General features: G+C 63.2%; 20 protein-coding genes. 10 read left to right on the top strand and 10 right to left on the bottom strand.

Features of this window, described 5'->3' with window-relative positions:
* The first annotated feature begins 56 nt into the window (after positions 1-56).
* Positions 57-1,058 carry an alpha-E domain-containing protein gene (locus BWP39_RS26370; protein ID WP_096725185.1) on the top strand — a complete coding sequence of 334 codons (1,002 nt, stop codon included), beginning with the start codon at positions 57-59 and terminating at the stop codon, positions 1,056-1,058.
* A gap of 33 nt (positions 1,059-1,091) precedes the next feature.
* Here the strand turns inward: BWP39_RS26370 and BWP39_RS26365 are convergent, their stop codons facing one another.
* On the bottom strand, positions 1,092-2,168 hold the full coding sequence (locus BWP39_RS26365) for a zinc-binding metallopeptidase family protein (RefSeq protein WP_096725184.1): 1,077 nt from the start codon (positions 2,166-2,168) through the stop codon (positions 1,092-1,094).
* A 272-nt stretch (positions 2,169-2,440) separates the two neighbouring features.
* On the opposite strand from BWP39_RS26365, the gene BWP39_RS26360 reads away from it, so the two are divergent.
* Positions 2,441-5,953, top strand: coding sequence for a transglutaminase family protein (locus BWP39_RS26360; RefSeq protein ID WP_096725183.1), 3,513 nt, complete (start codon positions 2,441-2,443; stop codon positions 5,951-5,953).
* Here BWP39_RS26360 and BWP39_RS31785 read toward each other — a convergent pair.
* Positions 5,928-6,086, bottom strand: coding sequence for a hypothetical protein (locus BWP39_RS31785; RefSeq protein ID WP_157915187.1), 159 nt, complete (start codon positions 6,084-6,086; stop codon positions 5,928-5,930). The genes BWP39_RS26360 and BWP39_RS31785 overlap by 26 nt on opposite strands.
* Here BWP39_RS31785 and BWP39_RS26355 point away from each other — a divergent pair.
* A complete protein-coding gene (locus BWP39_RS26355; RefSeq protein ID WP_096725182.1) occupies positions 6,075-8,717 on the top strand; it encodes a circularly permuted type 2 ATP-grasp protein in 2,643 nt (880 codons plus the stop codon). The two genes, BWP39_RS31785 and BWP39_RS26355, sit on opposite strands and share 12 nt — an antisense overlap.
* Positions 8,714-9,601: a transglutaminase family protein gene (locus tag BWP39_RS26350; protein WP_096725181.1), complete on the top strand. Its 888-nt coding sequence runs from the start codon at positions 8,714-8,716 to the stop codon at positions 9,599-9,601. Before BWP39_RS26355 ends, BWP39_RS26350 begins: the two co-directional genes overlap by 4 nt.
* A gap of 25 nt (positions 9,602-9,626) precedes the next feature.
* Here the strand turns inward: BWP39_RS26350 and BWP39_RS26345 are convergent, their stop codons facing one another.
* Complete coding sequence (locus tag BWP39_RS26345) at positions 9,627-10,352, bottom strand: ArsR/SmtB family transcription factor (protein ID WP_096725180.1); 726 nt, start codon at positions 10,350-10,352, stop codon at positions 9,627-9,629.
* A gap of 160 nt (positions 10,353-10,512) precedes the next feature.
* On the opposite strand from BWP39_RS26345, the gene BWP39_RS26340 reads away from it, so the two are divergent.
* The 3 genes from BWP39_RS26340 to BWP39_RS26330 all read left to right on the top strand — a co-directional run bounded on the left by BWP39_RS26340 (position 10,513) and on the right by BWP39_RS26330 (position 13,594).
* On the top strand, positions 10,513-12,021 hold the full coding sequence (locus BWP39_RS26340) for a helix-turn-helix transcriptional regulator (RefSeq protein WP_096725179.1): 1,509 nt from the start codon (positions 10,513-10,515) through the stop codon (positions 12,019-12,021).
* 141 nt (positions 12,022-12,162) lie between these two features.
* The gene (locus BWP39_RS26335; RefSeq protein ID WP_091011695.1) at positions 12,163-12,348 is read left to right on the top strand and encodes a CsbD family protein; all 186 of its coding nucleotides are present in this window, start codon (positions 12,163-12,165) and stop codon (positions 12,346-12,348) included.
* A gap of 94 nt (positions 12,349-12,442) precedes the next feature.
* On the top strand, positions 12,443-13,594 hold the full coding sequence (locus BWP39_RS26330) for an AI-2E family transporter (protein WP_096725178.1): 1,152 nt from the start codon (positions 12,443-12,445) through the stop codon (positions 13,592-13,594).
* Positions 13,595-13,731: 137 nt separating this feature from the next.
* On the opposite strand, the gene BWP39_RS26325 is transcribed toward BWP39_RS26330, so the two are convergent.
* Both BWP39_RS26325 and BWP39_RS26320 read right to left on the bottom strand, forming a co-directional pair.
* Positions 13,732-15,111, bottom strand: a complete 1,380-nt coding sequence (locus BWP39_RS26325; RefSeq protein ID WP_096725177.1) for an NYN domain-containing protein — start codon at positions 15,109-15,111, stop codon at positions 13,732-13,734.
* An 88-nt stretch (positions 15,112-15,199) separates the two neighbouring features.
* The gene (locus tag BWP39_RS26320; protein ID WP_096725176.1) at positions 15,200-16,090 is read right to left on the bottom strand and encodes a LysR family transcriptional regulator; all 891 of its coding nucleotides are present in this window, start codon (positions 16,088-16,090) and stop codon (positions 15,200-15,202) included.
* 102 nt (positions 16,091-16,192) lie between these two features.
* Here BWP39_RS26320 and BWP39_RS26315 point away from each other — a divergent pair, with 102 nt between their 5' ends.
* Complete coding sequence (locus tag BWP39_RS26315; protein ID WP_207557115.1) at positions 16,193-17,176, top strand: nitrilase-related carbon-nitrogen hydrolase; 984 nt, start codon at positions 16,193-16,195, stop codon at positions 17,174-17,176.
* Between the two features lie 32 nt (positions 17,177-17,208).
* Here BWP39_RS26315 and BWP39_RS26310 read toward each other — a convergent pair whose 3' ends face one another.
* The 5 genes from BWP39_RS26310 to BWP39_RS26290 all read right to left on the bottom strand — a co-directional run bounded on the left by BWP39_RS26310 (position 17,209) and on the right by BWP39_RS26290 (position 21,966).
* On the bottom strand, positions 17,209-18,960 hold the full coding sequence (locus BWP39_RS26310; protein WP_096725174.1) for a cobaltochelatase CobT-related protein: 1,752 nt from the start codon (positions 18,958-18,960) through the stop codon (positions 17,209-17,211).
* A 4-nt stretch (positions 18,961-18,964) separates the two neighbouring features.
* Positions 18,965-20,185, bottom strand: a complete 1,221-nt coding sequence (locus tag BWP39_RS26305; protein ID WP_096725173.1) for an AAA family ATPase — start codon at positions 20,183-20,185, stop codon at positions 18,965-18,967.
* A 168-nt stretch (positions 20,186-20,353) separates the two neighbouring features.
* On the bottom strand, positions 20,354-20,707 hold the full coding sequence (locus BWP39_RS26300; RefSeq protein ID WP_096725172.1) for a nuclear transport factor 2 family protein: 354 nt from the start codon (positions 20,705-20,707) through the stop codon (positions 20,354-20,356).
* A gap of 34 nt (positions 20,708-20,741) precedes the next feature.
* The gene (locus BWP39_RS26295; protein ID WP_096725171.1) at positions 20,742-21,152 is read right to left on the bottom strand and encodes a nuclear transport factor 2 family protein; all 411 of its coding nucleotides are present in this window, start codon (positions 21,150-21,152) and stop codon (positions 20,742-20,744) included.
* Positions 21,153-21,183: 31 nt separating this feature from the next.
* On the bottom strand, positions 21,184-21,966 hold the full coding sequence (locus BWP39_RS26290) for an SDR family oxidoreductase (protein WP_096725170.1): 783 nt from the start codon (positions 21,964-21,966) through the stop codon (positions 21,184-21,186).
* A gap of 137 nt (positions 21,967-22,103) precedes the next feature.
* On the opposite strand from BWP39_RS26290, the gene BWP39_RS26285 reads away from it, so the two are divergent.
* Both BWP39_RS26285 and BWP39_RS26280 read left to right on the top strand, forming a co-directional pair.
* Positions 22,104-23,003, top strand: a complete 900-nt coding sequence (locus BWP39_RS26285; protein WP_096726188.1) for a LysR family transcriptional regulator — start codon at positions 22,104-22,106, stop codon at positions 23,001-23,003.
* 95 nt (positions 23,004-23,098) lie between these two features.
* Positions 23,099-23,362 (top strand): DUF2164 domain-containing protein, encoded by a 264-nt coding sequence (locus BWP39_RS26280; protein WP_096725169.1) that lies wholly within the window; start codon positions 23,099-23,101, stop codon positions 23,360-23,362.
* Positions 23,363-23,570: the final 208 nt, after the last annotated feature.

Here is a 23,570-nt window from a genome sequence, read left to right as displayed (position 1 = left end):
GCCGATCCGCAATCTCCAGTCCACGTCAACGAGAACGAGAACTTTCGGGAGCACCCATGCTGAGCCGTACCGCCGACCACCTCTTCTGGATGGCGCGCTATACCGAGCGTGCCGAAAACACCGCACGGATGCTCGATGCGAACTACCAGATGTCGCTGCTGCCTCAATCCGACGAATACGCGGAACTGGGCTGGCGCGCGATGCTGTCGATCTCCGAACTGAGCGGCGTCTACGCCGCCGCGCACCAGGGCATGAAGAGCCACGACGTGATCGAGTTCATGTCGCGCGACCTCGCTAATCCGTCGTCGATTGTCAGTTGCCTGCGCGCCGCGCGCGAAAATGCGCGAGCCGTGCGCGGCTCGATTACCACCGAGCTGTGGGAAACGCTCAACACGACGTGGCTAGATTGCCAGCGGTTATTGCTCGACGGCATTCTCGAGCGCGATCCGTACGAATTCTTCGAATGGGTCAAGTTCCGCTCGCATCTGTCGCGCGGCGTGCAGCTCGGCACGATGGTCAAGGACGATGCGTTCTACTTCATGCGGCTCGGCACGTTCATCGAGCGCGCGGACAACACGGCGCGGATTCTCGACGTGAAGTTCGAGATGCTCGAACAGCGCGCCGATACTTCTGCGCAGTCGCTCGATTACTACCACTGGGCCGCGGTGCTGCGTTCGGTGTCGGGTTTCGAGGTGTATCGCAAGGTGTATCGCGATGTGATTACGCCCGAACGCGTCGCTGGACTGCTGATCCTGAACGGCGACTGGCCGCGTTCGCTAGCGGCGAGCATGACGGAGGTCGGGCAGATCGTCGAGCGTGTCACGAACGGCCGGTCGGAGGCGACGTCGCGGCTCGCTGCGCAGTTGTCCGCCGAACTGCGCGGCGCGCGTGTCGGTGACATTCTGGCTGGCGGGCTGCACGCGTACCTCGTCGACTTCCTCGCACGCGTCAATGACTTGGCGAGCCGTGTGAGTCGCGATTTTCTGGTGCCGATTGCGGCCGAAACGGAGGCCGGTGCGGCCACGCAAACCCAGAGCCAGACGAGAACTGCGGCGTGAAGCCGGACCCGCAGCCGGAGCGGCGTCGTGCGTTCAAGCGCGTATCGCACCCGCAGCACTCGCCGCAATCACCCGATGCACAAAGCGCAGCTTGTCGATCACCGGCGGCGCGAGCATGAACGGATAGCCGTCCTGCAATCCAAGACTGCGATTCAGGCTGTTGAGCACATAAGTGAGCGGAAACCAGCGTTTCATCAGATTATCGAAGCTGGTTTCATCGACGGGAGTCTGGTCGGTGAGTCTCGGTTCGTGCGGGCTGTCTGGCACGAGTTTGAGTCCGCACGAGACGGCGGTATCGAGCGTGTCGACGATATGCAGGTAGTGCGCCCAGGTTTCCGCCCAGTTTTCCCACGGATGCATCGTGGCATAGGCGCTGACGTAGTGCTGCGGCCAGTCGGCCGGCGGCCCGTTGTGATAATGGCTGTCGAGCGACGCCGCATAGTCGGCGCGCTCGTCGCCGAAGCACTGGCGAAACGGTTCGAGCCAGCGCGACCCGGCAATCAGACGATCGAAGAAGAAATGGCCCGACTCATGACGGAAATGCCCGAGCAACGTACGGTACGGTTCGCCGAGCGCGGAGCGGGTGCGCTCGCGGTGTGCGTCGTCGGCCTCGGCGATGTCGAGCGTGATCAGGCCGTTCTGATGTCCGGTCGTCACGGGCTTGCCATCCGCGGTATCGCCTTCCAGAAACTGGAACTGCAGGCTGTGCATCCAGTCCGCCTCGCGGGACGGCGCGAACAGTCCGAGCGTCGCGAGCGTGTACAGCAACCGCCGCTTCGCGCTTTCGATGCGGTACCAGTAGAGCCGGTTATCGGGCGCGGTGAGATTGGGGATCGTGCTCGTGAGCTGGCACGAGCGGCACAGCGTGTCGGGGGAGTCGGCGGGGATCATCCAGTTGCACACGTTCTCCACGGCGTAGTTGTGGCACTGCCGGAACAGCGCGCCGTCAGCCTGCGGATGCAGGCTGCGCCAGCGGCCGTCGCCCGCGTCGTCGAAGGCGCTGATCTCGCCGAGTTCGGGCACATAGCCGAGCAGCGCTTCGCAGTGTTCGCAGCGGATATTCTCGAAGAACACCGTTTGATCGCATCGGTTGCAGTGGAACGTTTTCATTGCGTTGACCAGAAAGAGGAAAGCAACCGGTGCTGCACGCCGGTTTCGTATGGCCCGCGAGTGGCCTGCGGACGGGTCGCGGCTCGTGTGGGCCCGTCAGGTTATCGCAAGCATCGTGCCGCGCGTACCGGTTGTCATGTCGCTTGTCACGTTTTTCTCGCCGGACACAGGCATCATCGGCCGTTGCACAGTGCTGAGGTGCCGGTTCGCCCTGTCTGGCCTGCGCCTCGCCGGCAGGTATCGCTTATCGTTTTTTCATCGAGGAGTCCGGTGTGTCCATTCGAGTCGCATTGAACCACGTCACGCACTACCGCTACGACCGGCTGGTCAATCTTTCGCCGCAGGTCGTGCGGTTACGTCCCGCGCCGCACTGCCACACACCGATCGTGTCGTACTCGCTGCGTATCGAGCCCGAAACGCATTTCATCAACTGGCAGCAGGACGCATTCGCGAACTACCAGGCACGGCTCGTGTTTCCGGAGCCGACCCGCGAGTTCAAGGTCACGGTCGACCTGGTCGCCGAGATGGCGGTCTACAACCCGTTCGATTTCTTCCTCGAACCCGAGGCCCAGCAGTTCCCGTTCAAGTACGCGGACGAGCTGCGGCGCGAACTTGCGCCTTACCTCGTCAAACGCGAGCCGACACCGCGTTTTGCTGCGTTCGTCGAAAGCATCGACCTGAAGCCGCGTGTCACGATCGATTTCCTCGTCGAGTTGAACCAGCGCCTGCAACACGACATCCGTTATCTGATCCGGATGGAGCCTGGTGTGCAGACGCCGGAAGAGACGCTCACGAACGGTTCAGGCTCGTGCCGCGACTCGGGCTGGCTGCTCGTCGAAACGTTGCGTCAGCTCGGTCTTGCCGCGCGTTTCGTGTCGGGCTATCTGCTGCAGCTTACGCCCGATACCAAGGCGCTCGATGGCCCCAGCGGCACCGAGGTCGACTTCACCGATCTGCACGCATGGTGCGAGGTCTATCTGCCGGGCGCCGGCTGGATCGGGCTCGATCCGACCTCGGGGTTGCTCGCAGGCGAAGGCCACATTCCGGTGGCCTGTACGCCGGAGCCGGGCAGCGCCGCGCCGATCTCGGGCGCCGTCGACGAATCCGAAGTCGAATTCACCCACACGATGTCGATCCAGCGCGTGCTCGAAACGCCGCGCGTGACCAAGCCGTATACCGAAGAGACGTGGGAAGCAGTTCAGCAGATGGGCGCGCACGTCGACGCGCAACTGACCGACATGGACGTGCGGCTGACGATGGGCGGCGAGCCGACCTACGTGTCGGTGCGCGACCGCGATGCGGCCGAATGGAACACCGACGCACTCGGGCCGACCAAGCGCGGCTATGCAGTCGCGCTGATGGACAAGCTGCGCACGCGCTACGGCGCGAACGGCTTCCTGCATATCGGCCAGGGCAAGTGGTATCCGGGCGAGCAGCTGCCGCGCTGGGCGTTGTCGCTGTTCTGGCGCGCGGATGGCGAGCCGTGCTGGCAGGACCCGACGCTATTCGCCGACGAGCGCACACCCGATTCCTACACAGCGGAAGACGCGTCACGGTTCGTTCGCCATCTGGCGGGCAAGCTCGCGCTCGATACGCAGCACATCGTGCCCGGCTACGAGGACGTCTGGTACTACCTGTGGCGCGAACGGCGCTTGCCGGTCAACGTCGATCCGTTCGATTCGCGGCTCGACGACGAACTCGAACGCGTGCGGCTGCGCCGCGTGTTCGATGCGGGTTTGCCGTCGGTGACGGGCTATGTATTGCCGCTCGCACGCGAGAACGATGTGCCGCTGCAGCCGGCGCGCTGGATCAGCGGTCCGTGGTTCTTCCGCGAAGACCGCATGTACCTGATTCCTGGCGATTCGCCGATGGGCTACCGGTTGCCGCTCGATTCACTGCCGTGGGTGTCGAAGGCCGATTATCCGTGGCAGCACGAGCACGATCCGTTCGCACCGGTCGCGCCGCTGCGTAACGCAACCGAGCTGCGGATGCAGTATGGCGACGCCGTAAACGCTGCGTTGTCGCACGACACGTTAGGTGCATCGGGTGCATCGGGTGCATCGGGTGCATCGGGTGCATCGGGTGCATCGGGTGCATCGGGCGCGGCTGGCGATCACCGTGCTGCCCAGGCAACCGCATCAGCCGCAACACGCGATGCCCGCAGCGAGCGCGCACCCGAAGCCGGAGAATCGGCGGCCTGGCTCATGCGCACGGCAATCTGCGTCGAGGCCCGCGACCCCGCGCGCGCCGCCGGTCCGAAGGTCGAGACCGACACATTCGGCAGCGGCCACAAGATGCTGCACGTGTTCATGCCGCCGCTCGCCGCGCTCGATGACTACCTCGACCTGCTCGCCGCCGTCGAAGCGACCGCGGCCGAGTTGCGCGTGAAGGTCATCGTCGAAGGTTATCCGCCGCCGCGCGACGCGCGTTTGAAGATGCTCCAGGTCACGCCAGACCCAGGCGTGATCGAAGTGAACATCCATCCGGCGTCGAGCTGGAACGAACTCGTCGATAACACCGAGTACCTGTATCAGTCCGCGCACGAAACCTGGCTGTGCCCGGAGAAGTTCATGACCGACGGGCGCCACACCGGCACTGGCGGCGGCAATCACTTCGTGCTGGGCGGTGCGACGCCGCCCGACAGCCCGTTCCTGCGCCGCCCCGACGTGCTCGCCAGCCTGATCGCTTACTGGCTCAACCATCCGTCGCTGTCGTACCTGTTCTCGGGGCTCTTCATCGGGCCGACGAGCCAGGCGCCGCGTGCCGACGAGGCGCGTAACGACCAGATTTACGAACTGGAACTCGCGTTCCGCGAACTTCAGCATCAGCTCGATCTGCTCGGCGGACGCGAGAGCGCGACGCTGCCGCCGTGGCTCGTCGATCGCACATTGCGCAATATCCTCATCGATGTGACCGGCAATACGCACCGCGCCGAGTTCTGTATCGACAAGCTGTATTCGCCGGATGGTCCGACCGGTCGCCTCGGTCTGCTTGAGCTGCGCGGTTTCGAAATGCCGCCGCATGCGCGCATGAGCCTCGTGCAACAGCTTCTGCTGCGCACGCTCGTCGCGCGTTTCTGGCACAAGCCGTACACGACGCGGCTGACGCGCTGGGGCACCGAGCTGCACGATCGCTTCCTGCTCGGGACTTTCGTGCAGATGGACTTCGACGACGTGCTCGACGATCTCCGCAACGCAGGCTATGCGTTTGATCGCGAATGGTTTGCGCCGCACTTCGAATTCCGCTTCCCGGTGGTCGGCGAACTGCAGACGAACGGCGTCGACATCACGATCCGCAATGCACTCGAGCCGTGGCACGTGATGGGCGAGGAGGGCTCGTCGGGCGGGACGGTGCGCTATGTGGATTCATCGGTGGAACGGCTCGAGGTGCGGGCGTTGGGGCTGAACGGCAATCGTCATGTGATCACGGTGAACGGCGTGCCGTTGCCGTTGCAGCCGACGGGCCGAGTCAGCGAGCATGTGGCCGGCGTGCGCTTTCGCGCCTGGTCGCAACCGACGGCGCTGCATCCCTCCATCGGCGTGCATGCGCCGCTCACGTTCGATCTCGTCGATACATGGACGGGCCGCTCGCTCGGCGGATGCCAGTATCATGTCGCTCATCCTGGCGGACGCAGTTATGACACGTTCCCGGTCAACGCCTATGAGGCTGAAAGCCGGCGCCGCTCGCGCTTCTTTACGATCGGCCATACGCCGGGCGCGCTCGTACCCGAGCCGCGCGAGCGCAGCCTGGAGTTTCCGTTCACCCTCGACCTGCGCTATCGTTGATCCGCACGTCGAGTGTTTCGACGGCTGCCGGCCAGTCCGGCGGCACAGCAGCCCGCTTGATCCGGCGCTGCTGTGCCGCCGCCCATGACAACCACACCGAACCCTTCGACGCGACACGATCTTGGCTTTTCAATCGACCCTGCCTTTCGACATCACCGCCACGCAACCGGATGCGCTGGCGCTGCTGCACGCACTACCCGCAAGGGACGGTCACCGCGAGGAGTTGCGCGATGAAACCGGCGCACTGCGTGCACCGTGGCGGCAGTTCTTCGATCTGCTTGGCGAAGAGGGGATCGCGGGTCTGGATCACGGCATCGCATCGGTCGCGCAGCAGATCCGCGACAACGACATCAGCTACAACGTCTATGCCGACAAGGGCGAGTCGCGGCCCTGGGCGCTCGACCTGCTGCCTTTCCTGATCGACGAAGAAGAATGGGCGCTGATCGCGCGCGGCGTGGCGCAGCGCGCGCGGCTGATCGAAGCGATCGTCGCCGACATCTACGGCCCGCAGACGTTGCTACAACGCGGCCTGCTGCCGCCCGCACTGGTGTTCGGGCACCCCGGTTATCTGCGTGCCGTGCGCGGCTTTAAGCCCGCTTCCGGTCAATATCTGCAGATCGTCGCCGTCGATCTCGCACGCGCGCCGGACGGCGCATGGACCGTGATGTCGCATCGCACCGAGGCGCCATCGGGTCTCGGCTATGCGCTCGAAAACCGTCTGATCGTCTCAAGCCTGTTCGCCGACCCGTTCCGCGCCATGCGCGTGAGCCGTCTCGCGCCGTCGTACTCGCAACTGGTCGCGACGCTTGCGCAAGCCGCACGCACGACGATGCGCGACGGCGATCGCGAGGAATCGCCGCATATCGCGCTGCTCACGCCGGGTCCGTTCAGCGAGACCTACTTCGAGCACGTGTTCCTCGCGCGCTATCTCGGCGTGACGCTGGTGGAGGGCAAGGACCTCACGGTGCGCGACGACAAGCTTTATCTGAAGACACTGGCCGGGCTCGAGCGCGTACACGCCGTGCTGCGCCGGCTCGACGACGCGTTTTGCGATCCCGTCGAACTGCGCGCCGACTCGACCATCGGTGTGCCGGGCCTGTTGCAGGTGATGCGGGCCGGTAACGTGATGGTGTCGAACGTACCGGGCTCCGGCTTTGCCGAGTCGCCCGCGCTGCACGGATTCATGCCGGGTATCTCTCAGGCGCTGCTCGGCGAACCGCTTGCGCTGCCGGCCGTGCCGACCTGGTGGTGCGGCGAGGAAGCGGCGCGGCTCGAAGCGTTCGCACAGCGCGATAGCGCGTTCCTGCTGCCGACCTGGCCTGGCGCGCAGGGCGGTACCTCCAGTGCGTCCGGCGCGTCCGGTGCCTCGGCGGGCTGGCCGCTCGGCATCGCGCCCGGTCCGCAGCGGCTCGCCGACTGGCGCGAGCGGATCGAAAGCACGCCCGAGTCGTACACGATTCAGGCGCCGCTGCCGTATTCGTGCACGCCGCGCTATGAGGAAGGCACGCTCGGCGCGCGGCCGTCGGTGCTGCGCGTGTATGCGATTGCCGGTATCGATGGTCAGTGGAGCGTGCTGCCGGGCGGTTTCACGCGGCTTGCTGCCGAGCGCCAGGCGACCGTGTCGATGCAGCACGGCGGCAGCAGCGTCGATACGTGGGTGCTGTCGAGCCAGGCAGGTTCGACGCTGTCGCTGTTGCCATCGCCGATGCAGCCTGGCGATCTCGCGCGCAAACATCGCACGGTGTCGAGCCGCGCTGCGGAGAACCTGTTCTGGGCCGGTCGCTACGGCGAGCGCGCGGAAAATAACGTGCGGCTGTGCCGGCTGATTCTCGGCTCGCTGGAAGGCAGCGACGCCGACGAAATGTTCGCGACGCTCGCCGAACTCGCCTCGCAATGCGGGCTGATTCCCTCTGTCGATACGCTCGCGCATACCTCGCCACAGGCCTTCGAGCGCACGCTGATCGCGGGCATGAGCGAGGCAAGCGGCGAGACCAGCATCGGGCAGAATCTCGCGAGCCAGGTGCGTGCGTGTGGCGAGATCCGCGGGCGGCTGTCTAACGATCACTGGCGCACGATTCTCGCCGCGCGCAACGATTTCCGTGACGCGCAGCACCGGCTCGTGCTTGCAAGCGGCGTGGGCCGCTATGACCGGGTGATGCTCGCGGATGCACTCGAATATCTCGCGACGCAGCTCTCGGCGATTAGCGGCGCACAAGGCGACCGCATGATGCGTGACGAGGCGTGGCGTCTGCTGTTCGTCGGGCGGCACATTGAGCGGGTGGTGACGATGTGCACGTTCCTGCGTGCGGTTGCCGGGCAGGGCACGCTGGCGCGGCCCGCGGGCTTCGATCTGCTGCTGCAGCTGTTCGATTGCACGCTGACGTACCGTTCGCTGTATCCGGGCCGCTTCGAGGTGCCTGCGCTGATCGATATGCTCGTGGTCGACCAGACCAATCCGCGCGGCCTGTACGGCGTCTATACGAGGCTGCGCAAGAAGCTCGACGAGATCGCGGCTGCCGCGGGTAGCACACGGCGCATGCCGTTCTCTGAGCTGATGCCGCCGATAGCGTCACTACCCCCGCTCGAAGCACTGTGCGAGAGCGATGCCGATGGCGGTTATCCGGCGCTGATCGATCTGTGCGACCAGTTGAGTCAATACATGGCGGCGGCATCGAACGAGATCAGCGGGCGCTATTTCAGCCACGCGAACACGCAGTTGTCCGCGCAGGTCCAAGTGCAGACACAGACGCAGGTGTCGGCATGACGGCCGCGACCGTACTGTCGGTGTCGCACCGCACGGCGTATCGCTATTCGACGCCGGTCGAAACCGCGCAGCATCTCGCCACCATCCGGCCGCTCGCGTGCCCGTGGCAGCGGGTCGTTTCACACACCGAGCAGATCGAGCCGACGCCTTCGTATCTGAACAGCCGCATCGATGCGTTCGGGAACGACGTGCTGTATTTTTCGCTCGATGCCCCGCACGAATCGCTGCAAATGACGAGCGAAACGGTCGTGCGGTTATCGCCGCGCTGGCATGCGCTCGATCCCGAGGCGACCCCCGCATGGGAAGAGGTCGCCGAACGGCTGCGCTTTCGCGCCGGTGGCGAATTCTTCCCGGAATCGGAGTTCTGCTTCGCGTCGCCGAACATCGTGCTGCTGCACGCGTTGCGTGCCTACGCGCTGCCGAGTTTCGCGCCGGGTACGCCGCTCGTCGCGGGCGCGATCGACCTGATGCACCGCATCCACGCGGATTTCGAATACCGCCCCGCCACGACGACGTTCGATACACCCGCGCAACGCGCGTTTGAACTGCGCAGCGGCGTGTGCCAGGACTTCGCGCAGGTGATGATCGGTTGTCTGCGTGCACTGGGTTTGCCGGCCCGCTATGTGAGCGGCTACCTGCGCAACGATCCGCCGCCGGGGCAGCCACGCCTGATCGGCGCGGATGCATCGCATGCGTGGGTGTCGGTGCATTGTCCGCAGAGCGGCTGGATCGATCTCGATCCGACTAACGACGTGCTCGCCGATCTCGATCACGTGACGCTTGCCCTCGGTCGCGATTACAGCGATGTGTCGCTGCTGCGCGGGATGATCCTCGGTGGCGGCGCGCATCAGGTCGAGGTCGCGGTGAGTGTGCTGGCGCTTTGAGCGGCGGTGGCCAGCATCGACCCCGCTATGCCTCCTGCGTCAGCGCCCCAAGCCTGCCCTCGATACCCAGTTCCGCCTTCAATCCCGCCCACCCCACCGGCGTGACCTGTACGACCCGCGATGCGTTGACGCGCCGCATCCAGCCGTTCGCGCACAGCGCGCTCATGAACTGCACGCCGAGCGGCCCGGCCAGGTGATGCTCCCGTTCGGTCCAGTCGAGGCACTGCCGCGCGATGCCGCGCCCGACTCTACGAGTGGCCCGTAGCCGCTCCATATCGAGCCCGATATGCCCGAACCATTCGTGGCCGTCCGCCGTCACATCGAAGCGCTTGTCCTGTGCGGCCACGATGAAGCCACGCTGCTGCAACGCCTGGGTGACCGCGACGCCGACCTGTCCCGCGAGATGGTCGTAGCAGCAGCGCGCAAAACGCAGGTTCTGCGCCTCACGGCCCAGTGGCCGGCGGCGCACCTCGCGGGCCGGCACGATGGCAGCGAGATTTTCCAGCACGAGCGCCACATGTGCGCCGGATAGCCGGTAGTAGCGGTGCCGTCCTTCAGCTTCGACGGTGACGAGGCCGCCATCGAGCAGCTTCGCAAGATGCGTACTGGCGGTCTGCGCCGTGACGCCCGCGGCATACGCGAGTTCGCCGGCAGGCAGCGCGCGCCCGGCGACGAGCGCCATCAGCATGTTCGCGCGGGCGGGGTCGGCGATCAGGAACGCGGTGGAGGCGATATTCGGTTGAGAACACATGTCCGGTCTCCAGTGATGTCGTCATCATAGGCTGCCAATCCGCCGCCACGTTTCGATGCGTATCGAAACGTCGAAAATGACCCAAACCCGCCCCGAACCCGCCCCAAACGTGGAAACCCGCGCCGCACCGCTAGAATGCGGTATCTCTCACGGAGGCTGGATGAACAGGAGCGACGCGAGGCCGCAGGCCGACCGGCGGCAGTTGCAGCAGATCATCGCGGGGCTGACCGAAGGCATCATCCTCATCGATCCCGATGGGTCGATCGTCTGGGCCAATGAGACGGCGCTTGCGATTCACGGTGTCGACGCCGTCGAAGCGCTGGGCGGTAACCCACGCGGTTTTCGCAAGAAGTTCAAGCTGACCTACCGCAACAACCACGCGTTGCAGGCGGACCAGTATCCGATTGCCCGGGTCATCGCCGGGGAGCTGTTCAGCGACGTGATCGTCGAAGTCACGCGTTCCGACGACGAAGACTTCCGGCACATGCACCAGGTGCGCAGCCTGATCCTCACCGACGCAAGCGGTGCGTCGGAATCGCTGGCGCTGGTGGTGCAGGACGTGACCGAACGCTTCAGCGCGGAAGAACGCTTCGAGAAGACCTTCAACGCGAACCCTGCGCCGGCCGTGATCTGCCGGCTCGCGGATCTGCGCTACGTGAAGGTGAATCAGGGCTTTGTAGAAATGACCGGCTACACGCGCGAAAACGTGATCGGCCGTTCGACGTACGAAGTCGACGTGCTCGAAGGTGCGGACAAGCGCGAGCAGGCGATCGTCAATCTCAACGAGGGCCGTACGATCGGACAGATGGAAGCCACGCTGCAGTTGCCGGACGGGTCGACGAAACTGGTGATCGTGGCCGGCCAGCCGATCGAGATCGGTGAAGAGAACTGCATGTTGTTCACGTTCATGGACATGGAGCCGCGGCGCAAGGCCGAAGACGCGTTGCGACATACCGAAGAGCGCTTTTCGAAGGCATTCCGGCTTGCGCCGGTACCGATGACGGTCAGCTCGCTCGACGGTTTCGTCCTGATGGACGTGAACGATGCGTTTGTCACGGCGACCGGTTACGAGGCCGAGGAAGTCGTCGCGCGACAACCCGAAGAGATCGGCCTGTGGGCACGCAACGACGCCTACCGGAAACTGCGCGCGGAAATGGAAACGCACAGCAGCGTGCGCAACTATGAGATCCAGTTGCAGACGAAATCGGGCGCGGCGGTGGATTGTCTTGTTTCCGCAGAGGCGGTGACCATTCACGGCGAGCGCTGCCTGTTGAGCGTGATCCAGGACATCACCGAGCGCAAGCGCTCCGAGGTGGAACTGCTGGCCGCGATCGAAGCCGTGATGAAGGACACGTCGTGGTTTAGCCGCACGGTAATCGAGAAGCTCGCGCAGATCAGACAACCGAACGGCGCGCAGCAGGCGGGCGGCGATCTGTCGGAATTGACATCGCGCGAGCGCGAAGTGCTGGGACTGATGTGCCAGGGCTACGACAATGAACAGATTGCCGAAGCATTGCATCTTGCGCCGAACACCATCCGCAACCATGTCGCGACGCTGTACAGCAAGATCGGCGTGCACCGGCGCAGCGCGGCGATTGTGTGGGCGCGCGAGCGCGGCATAGTCGGCTACGAGAAACCGAAGCGGCGCACGGGCGGCACGGCAGATTGATCGCAGATTGGTGTAAAAGTACCGGTTTAACCAGTATCCGGGCATCTAGGCCCACGGATTGCTCACAGGTACATTGACCTGCATCCACTACATCCACGTCATGCAGGTGGATTCCAGATGCATAACCTTTTTGGAGCAATCATGGACACAGATCGGATCAAAGGCGCAGCAAAGGAAATCAAAGGTTCGGTGAAGGAAGCGGTTGGCAAGGTGACCGGCAATCGCACAACCGAAGCGGAAGGCAAGGTCGAGAAAGCGACCGGTACGGTGCAGCGTAATTTCGGTGAGGCGAAGGACAAGGCTCGCGACGCGCTCGACAAGAAGTAAGCTATTCGTTGCCGGCCGCGGTTCATGGCCGGCTGCGTTTCTCCAGACAGCCGCCCCGGCAGGATTGCCGGGGCGGCACGCATGCGTGAGAACCATGAACCACGACAACGATCAGAACAGCCGCAATCAGAAGAGCTTCTATATGCTGCTGGCCGCGGTTTCGCTGGCGCTTATCTGGATCCTGCTGCCGTACTTCGGCGCGATCTTCTGGGGGACGATACTCGCGATCCTCTTTCAACCGCTGCAACGCAGTCTCTCGTTCCGCTTCGGTAACCGGCCCAATCTCGCTGCACTGACGACGCTCGCGCTATGCGTGCTGATCGTGATCCTGCCGGTCATCGTGATGATTGGCACGCTCGTCCAGCAAGCCGCCTACGCGTATCAACAGATCAGGCAGGGGCAATGGGACTTCGGCCTGTACTTCCAGCAGATCGTGCAGGCACTGCCCGCTTTCGCGCAGAACGCACTCGATAACGTCGGCCTCGCCGACATGCATGGTCTGCAGGCAAAGCTTACGGATGGCGCGGCACGCATCAGTCAGTTCGTTGCCGGCCAGGCTGTCGTGATCGGCCAGAACACGCTGCAGTTCGCGGTGGGCTTCGGCATCATGTTGTACCTCGTCTTCTTCCTGCTGCGCGACGGCCGCGCAATCTCGCGGCGCATCCGCGACGCGATTCCGCTCGAACGCTCGCACAAGGACCGTCTGCTGATCCGCTTCGCGACGGTGGTGCGTGCGACCGTGAAGGGCAACATCGCGGTGGCGGCGGTGCAGGGACTGCTCGGTGGGATTATCTTCGCGGTGCTCGGCATCAAGGGCGCGCTGCTGTGGGGCACGCTGATGGCGTTCCTGTCGCTGCTGCCCGCGATCGGCTCGGCGCTCGTCTGGGTGCCGGCGGCCGTGTATTTCCTGCTGGCCGGGCCGATGTGGAAGGCGGTCGTGCTGATCCTGTTCTGTACGCTGGCGATCGGTACCGTGGATAACGTGCTGCGGCCGATTCTCGTCGGTAAGGACACCAAGCTGCCGGACTGGGTCGTGCTGATCTCGACGGTGGGCGGGATGTCGGTGTTTGGGATCAACGGGTTCGTGATCGGGCCGTTGATCGCCGCGTTGTTTATCTCGTGCTGGGATATCGAGGCACCGCCGCAGAATGCGGTGGGGAATGTGCCTGCGGATGGGGGGGCTATTGAGGTGGCTGAGGCTGCTGAATCGACTGCGCCGGGTGCGGGGAAAGGGCGTGGTTCTTGAGCGTTGAAGTATCCCGCTCTATAGTCGATGTTTCGGCAGTGTAGGGATACTTCGAAGGCTCGGTTCGAGCGTGCCGTGGTGTCGCTGTCTACGCGCGATGCGGCCTGCTGCAGGCCGGCATCGCGTGTATGTGGTTTTCACTCTTCGTTAACCGCGCCCGCAGCTTTGCGTGGCCGACGCGGACGTGCCGCCGATTTACGCGCAGCAGATTTCTGAGCCGGCTTGCGCGTTGCACTTTCGTCGGCGGGGGCAGCGACAGGCGGTGCAGCGGGCGCCTCGACAGCAGGCTGTGCAACCGCTGCCGTCTTCTTTGCCGCAGGCTTACCGCGGCGCGCGGTCGGGCGTTTGCGTGCCGGTGCCGGTGTAGGCGCGGGTTGCGACTCGCCTTCGCTATGCGTCTCGATGGGCGCATGCGGTGCTTCGTCGGCACGGTCCGGTTCACGTGACGCTTCGTACGTCTCGTACAGATCGAGCGTTTCGTACAGGTCGGACTGGTGATGCGTGCCGTGCGCTTCATCGACAGATGCATCTGCCCCGTGCTGCTCGACCACCTGTCTGCCCGAGTCCGTACCCTTGCGATGCCCCTTCTTGTCGTTGCCCGACCGGTTGCCGGACTTATTGCCCGATTTCGACCTGGTACCCTTCGTACCACCTTCGTTCGCACTTGCAGGAGCACTCGCTGCCACCGATTGCGCCGCTTCTGCCGGGCTCGACCGATACACAAACGCACCCGATTTCTCGTCGCGCCCGACTTCGAACAGCCCACGCGCCTGAACCTCATCCAGCAGATTGCCGAACGCACGGAAACCGTAATAGGACTCGCTGAAATCCGGCTTACGCCGCTTGATCGCGCTCTTGAGCACCGAAGCCCAGATCTTGCCGCTTTCGCCACGTTCGGCGGCGAGTGCATCAAAGGTTTCGACGGCTAGCGCAATCGCGATGTTCTTGCGTTCATCGCCTTCCTTCTTGCGCTGCCGGTCTTCATCGGGCGAGCGGCGTGCGGCTGCATTCGGCTCGCGCCGTGCGGCAGCGCGCTGTTGCTCGCGCACGAGGTCGTCGTAAAAGATGAATTCGTCGCAGTTCGCGACCAGCAGGTCGGAGGTCGACTGTTTGACGCCGACGCCGATCACTTTCTTCGCGTTTTCACGCAGCTTCGACACGAGCGGCGAAAAATCCGAATCGCCACTGATGATGACGAACGTATCGACATGCGATTTCGTATAGCAGAGGTCGAGTGCATCGACGACGAGGCGGATATCGGCCGAATTCTTGCCCGACTGGCGCACATGCGGAATTTCGATCAATTCGAAGCTCGCTTCGTGCATGCCGGCCTTGAAGCCCTTGTAGCGCTCCCAGTCGCAATAGGCCTTCTTCACGACGATGCTGCCTTTAAGCAGCAACCGCTCGAGAATCGGCTTGATGTCAAACTTCTCGAGCTTGGCATCGCGCACGCCGAGTGCGACGTTTTCGAAGTCGCAAAACAGCGCCATGCTCGCGCTTTCCTGGATTGAGGCCATATCTTCTCCGGCTGTCTACCGCGAAGGCGGCAGAGGGTAATGTGCACATCATAGCGGGTTACGCGGTACGGACCGTACGCGCACGTATTCAGTCCGCTCGACGCGTGTTTTTCTTCATGGCGGTGCGCACGAACGAAACGAAGCGCTCGACCACTGCATCGTCGCGCGCGGACTGCCACGCGAGACCGACGTGCCAGCGCGCCGATGGGTCGCGCAGCGACAGGACGCGTGCATCGCGCAGCAGATATCGAACCCGCGACGGTAGAAGCGCCGCACCGACGCCGGCTGCAACGGCCGCGAGCACGGACTGGATATCGTCGGTGTGCTGGATCACGCGCGGGACGAAGTCGTGTTTGCCGCACCAGCGGTCGATCTGCGCGGCAAGCCCTGGTCCACGACCCCGTGCAAGCGCAATGAAGCCGATCTTGTTCAACTCGTTCAGATTGGCGGGCAGGCGTTTCCACGGCGCGTGCTCGGGCACCGCGAGCGCGAGCGCCTCATCGACAACCGGAAACGCGGACAGGCCCGCTTCGGCGGGAAGCCGCAGAAAGCCGACGTCGAGCTTGCCCAACAGCAGTAACCGGCTTTGTTCCGCCGACGACAGATCATTCAACGTCACACCAACTTCTGGATTACGTCGGCGGAATTCGGCGATCAGCCTGGGCGTGAGCGTGAGCGTGGAAAGCCCAAGACCGATGCGCAGATGACCGCGCTTGCCGCTGCTCGTTTCGCGGGCGCGCATGAGAACCTCGTCGGCTTCGCGCACCAGCGATCTGGCATCTGCGGCAAAGCCTGCACCGAACACCGTCAGTTCGGCGCCGTGCCGCCCGCGCTCGAACAACCGGCCGCCGAGCGTCGCTTCGAGCGCGACGATCTGCTTGCTGAGCGCCGGCTGGGTGATGTGCAGCGTGTCCGCGGCGCGGCTGAAGTGGCCGGTTTCGGCGACGGTCAGAAAGGCACGCAATAGTTTGAGTTCCATTCCGCAGAGTAATCAGATCGGTAAAAACATTCATTTTACTTATCGAATGCCGGGAGGTCCAATGGAACACTGTGTTCAACGATTCAACTCGAGGAGAATATTTTGGCCGGCTCAATGCTGCGGGTTGCATCGGTGCCGTTCGTTTCGCGCGACGGCGATGGCGCGCATAACGCCGCACGGGTGGCGGCTTGTCTCGCCGATGCGGCACGTGACGGTGTTGCGCTCGCGGTGTTTCCGGAGCTATGCCTGAGTGGTTATGCCGACATCACGAAGCTGCATCGCGTTTCGATCGAGGCGCTGGCGGAACCGCTCGATGGCGCGTCGATCCGCATTGTCACTGCGGCCGTGGAGCGTACCGGTGTGGCATGCGGTGTCGGATTGATTGAACGAGCGCCGGATGGGCGTTTCTTCAACAGCTACGTGGTGTGTCTGCCGGACGGCGCGCGGCACTGTCATCGCAAGCTGCATGCGGCGGACCATCGGCGCATTGTCAGCGGCGACCGCTATACCGTGTTCGATACCGGATCGGGCGTGCGGATCGGCATTCTGACCGGCGGCGACAGCTATCTGGTCGAGAACGTTCGCATGACGGCGCTGCTCGGCGCGAGCGTGCTGATCGCGCCGCATCGGACCGGGCGCGCGAGCCACACCGGCGAACATCCGGTGCAGCCGCTGCCGATGATGCACCGATCGAGATCGCCTGCGGACGCGGACACGATGGAAAGCATGCACGGATGGCTGTGCGCACGCGCGGCCGACAACGGGATGTTCATCGTCTTCAGCGATGGCCACGAAGCGTCGAATGATCAGGCGACAGACGCGACTGCGCTCATCGTCGATCCGTCGGGGCGGGTGCTTGCGGCGAGTGAGACTCCGGGGGCTTATGCCGCAGCGAATCTCGATCTGGCGTTGATCGAGCGAAGCCGTGGCCGGCAATGGCTGGCCGCGCGCCGTCCCGATCTGTATGCGCTGCTGGCGCAACCGGAAGCGGATCGATCGCGTGTGTATGAGGCGCAGCACGCGTCGGCGCGAGGTTCTGTGGCGCTGGGTTTTGCCGTAGTCAGTCGACACCGGTTGATGCGCTAGCTAGCGCGAAAACGTATAACGCCCGGCAACGCTCAACGGTCGAGCAACATCGCGCTCAAAACACCAAACGCGGTACCAGGCAGCTCATGCAGCTTCCTGACGACGATACTGCGCGGATAGAACGTTTCGACAGCATCATCGAGTATGCCCACACCGACGATCTCTATCCCTGTACGGCCGATCGCATCGATGCGTGCGTGCAGATCGCTGCGCAGGATGGCTGGGTTGCCATCGCCGGTAGCAGGGTCGCCGTCGGAGAGCACCATCAGGATCTTGCGGTCTGCGCGATGGTCGGCGAGCCGTCCGGCAGCCCACGCGAGCGCTTCGCCATCGGGGTTCTCGTGACCGCACTCGATATCGGCGAGGCCGCTTAGATCGGCGGCGCCGAAGCGTTTATAGATCTGCAGATCGAGCCGTTCAACTGTGCGGTTGTAGGCGCTCAGATCAACCCCGCTGGCGCGTTGACGTTCGTACAGAAGCCGCATCTCCGCGGATTCGATCGAACTGTAGCCGAGCACTTCCGAGTCGAAGCCGAGTTGTGTGAGCGCATCGCACAGCGCAGCTACGCAGAGGCGCGCGAGTTCGATCTTTCTACCCGCCATCGAGCCGCTGCGATCGATCAGCAGCGTCACGGCCGCATCGCGTCCCTTCGTCACGCGTTTTACGCGGAATGGCGTGCGATAACCGGGCGCAATCGCAAGACGCGCGAGCGCTGTGCGATCGATTTCACCGCGTTCCTGTTCGCGCTTCCAGTGCGTGAGTTCGTCGGCTTTGAGCGCGCGTTCAAGCTTCGCTTTTAGCGGCGACGTTTCGGCGCGCGCGAGCGAACGCAGTGCGTGCCAGTTGCGCGCATCGCCGCGGCCGGTGCGGTCAGTGACGAGGTCGAATTCTGTGGTGAGCGGAACGGAGAGCAGCGGGCGCGATTGGCCGCCTGGTTGCGACCCACCCGAGGCAACCGCTGATGCAACCGATTCCGCTGGCGTACCGAGCGGCGAGTGACCCATGCCAGCACCATCGATGACGTTGCTACTGGCGGCTTGCGTGATGGATGCGTCCGACGCGTTATCGGGCGCCGCGGTGCCATCGCCATGACTGGGCGGTCCGTCGAACGTTGCAGGCACCGATTCCGCGTCGTAGCCGTCAGCATCGCCTGCGGTGAGCATCATGTTGTGCGCGCCGCCCGACGATGACAATGCGCGCACCGTTGCAATCACGGCGCGCGCGGCGGCGATGCTCTCATCGGTTGAGCGACTCGAACGGGCGGCGGCGATTGTTTCATCGACCGCATGCAACGCGGCCGATAGCGATGGACTCAGTTCACTGGGTTCCGGCGATTCGAGCCACAAACGCCGCTCAACGAGCCATACGAGCTTGTCGCGCCACGACAGCTTTTGCCAGCGGTTACGTGCGTCCTGCGCGGCACGTTGGCGCAACTGACCGATGAACCAGCGTGCGCCAGGATAGTTGTCGAGCAACCGGCGACACACACGCTGATCTTCGATCGCCTGAGCAAGACGCCCATCGGTACCGTTGCCGAGCGCAGCAAGTGCATCGTTCGACGAATATTTCGAACGCGCGACCAGCAGATCGAGGTAGCCGACGAGCGTATCGCGATCGCGCTCGTCGAAGATGTCGTACGACGGAATCACGATGCGATCACGCTCGACGCGCGGCCCTTCGGGGCTAAACGCAACCGCGGTGCCGTACTGACCCGTCAGCACGCGCGCAATCTTGCCGAGTGTCGATTCGAAGCCGAACGTATCGGTGCCGCGTGCCGGTTGCATGGCGCTACGCCTGCGTCGCGATGTAATGACGGATGATGCTGCGAATCAACGCCGCATCTTCGGGGCTGACCTTCGCATAGATGGCCGGGTCCGCGGCGCGCTCGGGGTCGCCGGTGCGCAGCATCAGTTGCGCCCAGTCGAGCAGACGGCGCGTCGAGAATGCGCTCGCGAGGTCCTCGCGTGCGAAGGCGGCGCGGCAATCGGCGGCAATCGCTGCGAGCGTGTGGGCCATGGTTTGCGACAGATGCGGTGCAAGCGTGCGCATCAACACATCGGCTTCTTCATCAGGCGACAGATAGTCGATCAGATACACGCGCCAGCGATCGAGAAACGCCTCGTTCATCAGATTCGCGCCCTGGTACAGATGGCGGAACTGGCTCATCGCGCCGACCGCATTGGCCGTGGCGAAGAGACGGAACGATGGATGCGGCTCGACGATGTCGTTGCCTTTTTCTTTCAGCAGCAACCGGCCGCCGGGCTCGAGTACGGCAGTGAGCACAGCGAGAATGGCCGGTTCTGCAAAGTCCACCTCATCGACGATCAGCCAGCGTCCTTCGCGCATCGCGGTGGGCAATACTCCGTCGACCCATACTGTCTCGCCGCCCTTCACGGTCCAGAAGCCGACGAAATCGCCGACCGTCGTCTGGCCGTTCATGTTCGAGCGCAGCACACCGTATTGCGCGCGCGCGGCGATCTGTTCGATCAGACTCGTCTTGCCCGAGCCCGTGTGTCCGATCAGCATCACGCGGCGGTTCTCGACGACGTCCTCGATGATGTCGTTGAAACGTTCGGTAAAGAGCCACGCGGGGTTGACTGCGGGCACGAGCGGGTTCGGTGTGCCGAGCGGGACTTCGATGCGACCGATGGTCACCACCTGAGCGGTACTTCGCGACGTAGCTGCGCTGACAGTTGATTGCGCGAACGCATGTGATGCGCGTACGAGGTCGACCATGAAATTGGCGGAGGCTTGTGGCGCGGCGGCAAGTTGCTCGCGTTGCGCCTCGGACAGATAGCCCTCGCGATGCCACTTCTGCAGCTTCGCGTCGAGATTCTCCTGATCGACCACGGTGTCGATATCAACCGAACCGTCGTCGCGGCCGTGCTCGATCCGGTACATGAACGCACGCTCCGATAGCGATACGCGCCACCACTCGGTGCCGCTGCCGATCGCGCGCGTGTAGACGCCCAGGCTCGGGTTGTCATCGGATAGAAGAGATGCGTTCATGGTCGGCGCCGGGCGGGAAGGGCAGAAGCGTGGGGAAGCGATGATCGGCTTGCAGCGGGTCCGTAACGTTACAGATGCCGTCCGATGCTATCAGCAACCCCGCGGCCGTGCAAAACCGGGGCGTACGACCAGCGCGGCGGAACACGTGACTACGACGAGCGCAGTTCGTCAGTCCAGAAACACGTATAGCTCTTGAATCTTGCCGTCGCGCGAGACGGCGACGTCGACGCCGGTCACAGTGGACGGATTGTCTTCAGGCCCATAGCCCCATGCAACGCGCCCGACGCCATGCATGGCCTGTACATCTCCCCGTTCGACAAAATCGAAACCGGGGAATCGTGCCTGCAACTGGGCAACCCGTTGGTCGATGGCGTCGATGCCGACATGTCGACCGTCCGGATCGACGAAGACACCGTCTGGCTGCCAGATAGCTTTCAGTTCCGCCATGCGCGCTGTGGCATCCCGCTCGCCGAAAATACCGAGCAGGTTTCGTTTGAGAAGCTCATTCACTGTGAAATGCATCACGGATTCCTTTGAGTAGTCGAAGGCACGCCTATCAATGTCGAGCCGCTACCGATACGGCGAAGCTGTCTTCGAACATCAGAAAGCTCGCGATCTTTCCCTCCGAGGAGAACGTCAGGACGAACGCGAATGCGGTGTCGATCAGTTTGCCGGTGGCTTTGATTCGCGATTGCAGGTGGCCGAGAACGACGGCCCTTGCGTCGCTTGCAAGGACATCCTGAATGTTGAAACTGACGCTCTCGACCGAAGCCCGTATACCGCTCACGAAATCGGACATGGCCTCACGTCCCGTCTTGTGACCGACCCAGGGCAGCACGCCGGTATCGCCCGGAATGTTGAAGTCGAGATCGGCGGCGCACAACGCTGCAATCTCATCGACGCTCGCTCCCGAGCCCATTTTTTCAAGGAACAATTGGGCAACGCGAAGGTTCTCTGCTGAACTCATGATGGTTTTCCGTTTGTGCCGCGTTGATCAATCAGACCTGCACGAGGCCGCCGTCGACAAACAACTCGATACCGGTGATATAGCTCGCATCGTCGGAGGCGAGAAAGGACACGGCTTTGGCGATTTCGTCGGTGGTGCCGACGCGGCCCAGCGGCGTCGTTGCGGACATTTGCTGGCTGTAGGCCTCGATCTGCTCATCGGTCATCTTGAGCTCGGTCGTGTAGGCAGGCGTAGGGACCACGCCCGGCGCGACGACATTGACGCGGATGTTGCGTCCTTTGAGATCCGACGACCAGGTGCGCGCAAATGAGCGCAAGGCAGCCTTCGTGGCCGCATAGACGCCGAATGCCGGCACACCTTGTACCGATGTGATCGAACCGGTGATCACGATCGAACTGCCCGCAGGCATGAACGGCAGCGCGCTTTGCACGGTGAACAGCGTGCCTTTCATGTTGATGCCGACGTACTTGTCGAATTGCGCTTCGGTGATTTCGCCAAGCGGCACGAATTCGCCGCCGCCGGCGTTGGCGAACAGGATATCGATTCGCTCGCGAGCCGCCGATACGACCTTCACGATGCGCTCGAGATCGGCCGCCACCGAGATATCGCCACGAATCGCCGTGGCGCCGTGGCCGATTTCGGCGACTGCGGCATCGAGCTCCGCCTGGCGCCGCCCGGTGATGAATACCGTGGCGCCCTCGCGAGCGAGACGCTTTGCCGTAGCAAGACCGATACCGGTGCTGCCGCCGGTGACGAGCGCAACCTTGCCGGCATGTTTTGTCGTGTGGATGTTGGTGTAGAGCGAAGCAGTCATGGCTGGCCTCCTTGCGGCCGGGTTCAATAACTGCAGCTTATTGAAAACACGTACGGATATAAATAGGCTATCTGTGGATTCTTTATACACAGATGTGAATAATGGACGCCGTCGCACGTCATTCTGGAGTCGAACCGATGGATCATCTGCAGGCCATCCGCATTTTTGCCCGCGTCGTCGAAACGGGCGGTTTCGGACGCGCCGCGCTCTCGCTGAAGATGCCCAATGCCACGGTGAGCAAGTGGATCAAATCGCTGGAGGCGCACCTTGGCGTGAAACTGCTGGAACGCAGTACGAGAAGCGTTAGCGTAACCACCGACGGTGCCGCGTACTACGAACGCACCCGCCATCTGCTCAGCGAACTCGATGACATCGAAGCGACGCTGGGCCGTGCCCAGGCGAGTCCGCGCGGCGCACTCAGGGTCGATATGGGCGGGTCGACCGCGAGCGGCATCCTGATTCCTGCGCTGCCGGCGTTTCGCGAGCGGTATCCGGACATCCAGGTGCAGTTGAGCGTGACGGACCGGACCGCCGATCTCATCGCGGAGAACATCGACTGCGCGATTCGCAGCACCGCCGACGATCCCGGTTTGATCACGCACCGCATCGGCGGGCTTATATGGACAACGTGCGCGACGCCGGCGTGTCTGGCGAAGTACGGCACGCCCAAACATCCGCAGGAAATCGTCGATAAGGACATGCCTGTGGTCGGCTACTTCTCGGCAAGCCGCGGTACTACGCAACGGCTTGCTTTCCGGCGAGGCGACGAGGTGCTGACGCTCGACCAGGTGCGTAACGATGTGATCGTTAGCGAAAGCAATGCGCATCTTGCCACGGCGCTTGCGGGTCTCGGCATCGTGCACACGCTGGACTTCATGGTGCGACCGTTTATCAGGCAGAAGAAACTGGTGCCTGTTCTCACCGAGTGGCGACCCGATCCAATGGATGTGTACGTGGTGTATCCGCCTAGCCGTCGATATAGCACCAAGGTGCGGGTGTTCGTCGACTGGGTGACTGCGCTGTTCGGGTCGATGTGAGGTGAATGGGCTGCGGCATAATCGATTTATCGGAGCGGCGCGTCGGTTTTGTGCGCTTATATCATCAGCCCTCGTGACAGCGGAGCGACTACGCCATGGCGATTGAACTGGACAAGGACGTACGCAAGGAAGCAATTGAATCTATCCAGCGGTACTTCACTGAGAACCATGAAGAGCGCATCGGTAATATCCAGGCTGGCGCGCTGCTGAATTTCTTCGTGGAAGAGCTTGGGCCTGTGATTTACAACATCGCGATTCAGGATGCTCAGGAGCGCTTGCAGGCGCGTGTGTCAGAGCTGGACCTGGAGTGCCATGAGGAGGCGTTTGGGTATTGGAAGAAGTATGAGAGGAAGCGGTAGATGCTTAATCCCAGCAACGGGCCGTCAAGATGTATGTCTGCGGCGTGAATGAATTTCAAGAATCTTCTCCGCGGGGTAGGAGGTTCGTCAGCGAGGCTGTTCGACTGAACTCTAAGTTGCTGCTGCACTTCATATTAGTCTTCCACTTCAGGGAAGCCGCGCGTTTTTTGCGTTGTTGCGGCTCTTTTGGCTGCCGCAGTCCGGCGAT

Origin of the sequence: Paraburkholderia acidicola (assembly GCF_002362315.1) — a bacterium.
Classification (GTDB): Bacteria; Pseudomonadota; Gammaproteobacteria; order Burkholderiales; family Burkholderiaceae; genus Paraburkholderia; species Paraburkholderia acidicola.
Note: the sequence above shows the minus strand (reverse complement) of the source record. Positions and strands in the feature narration are given on the sequence as shown.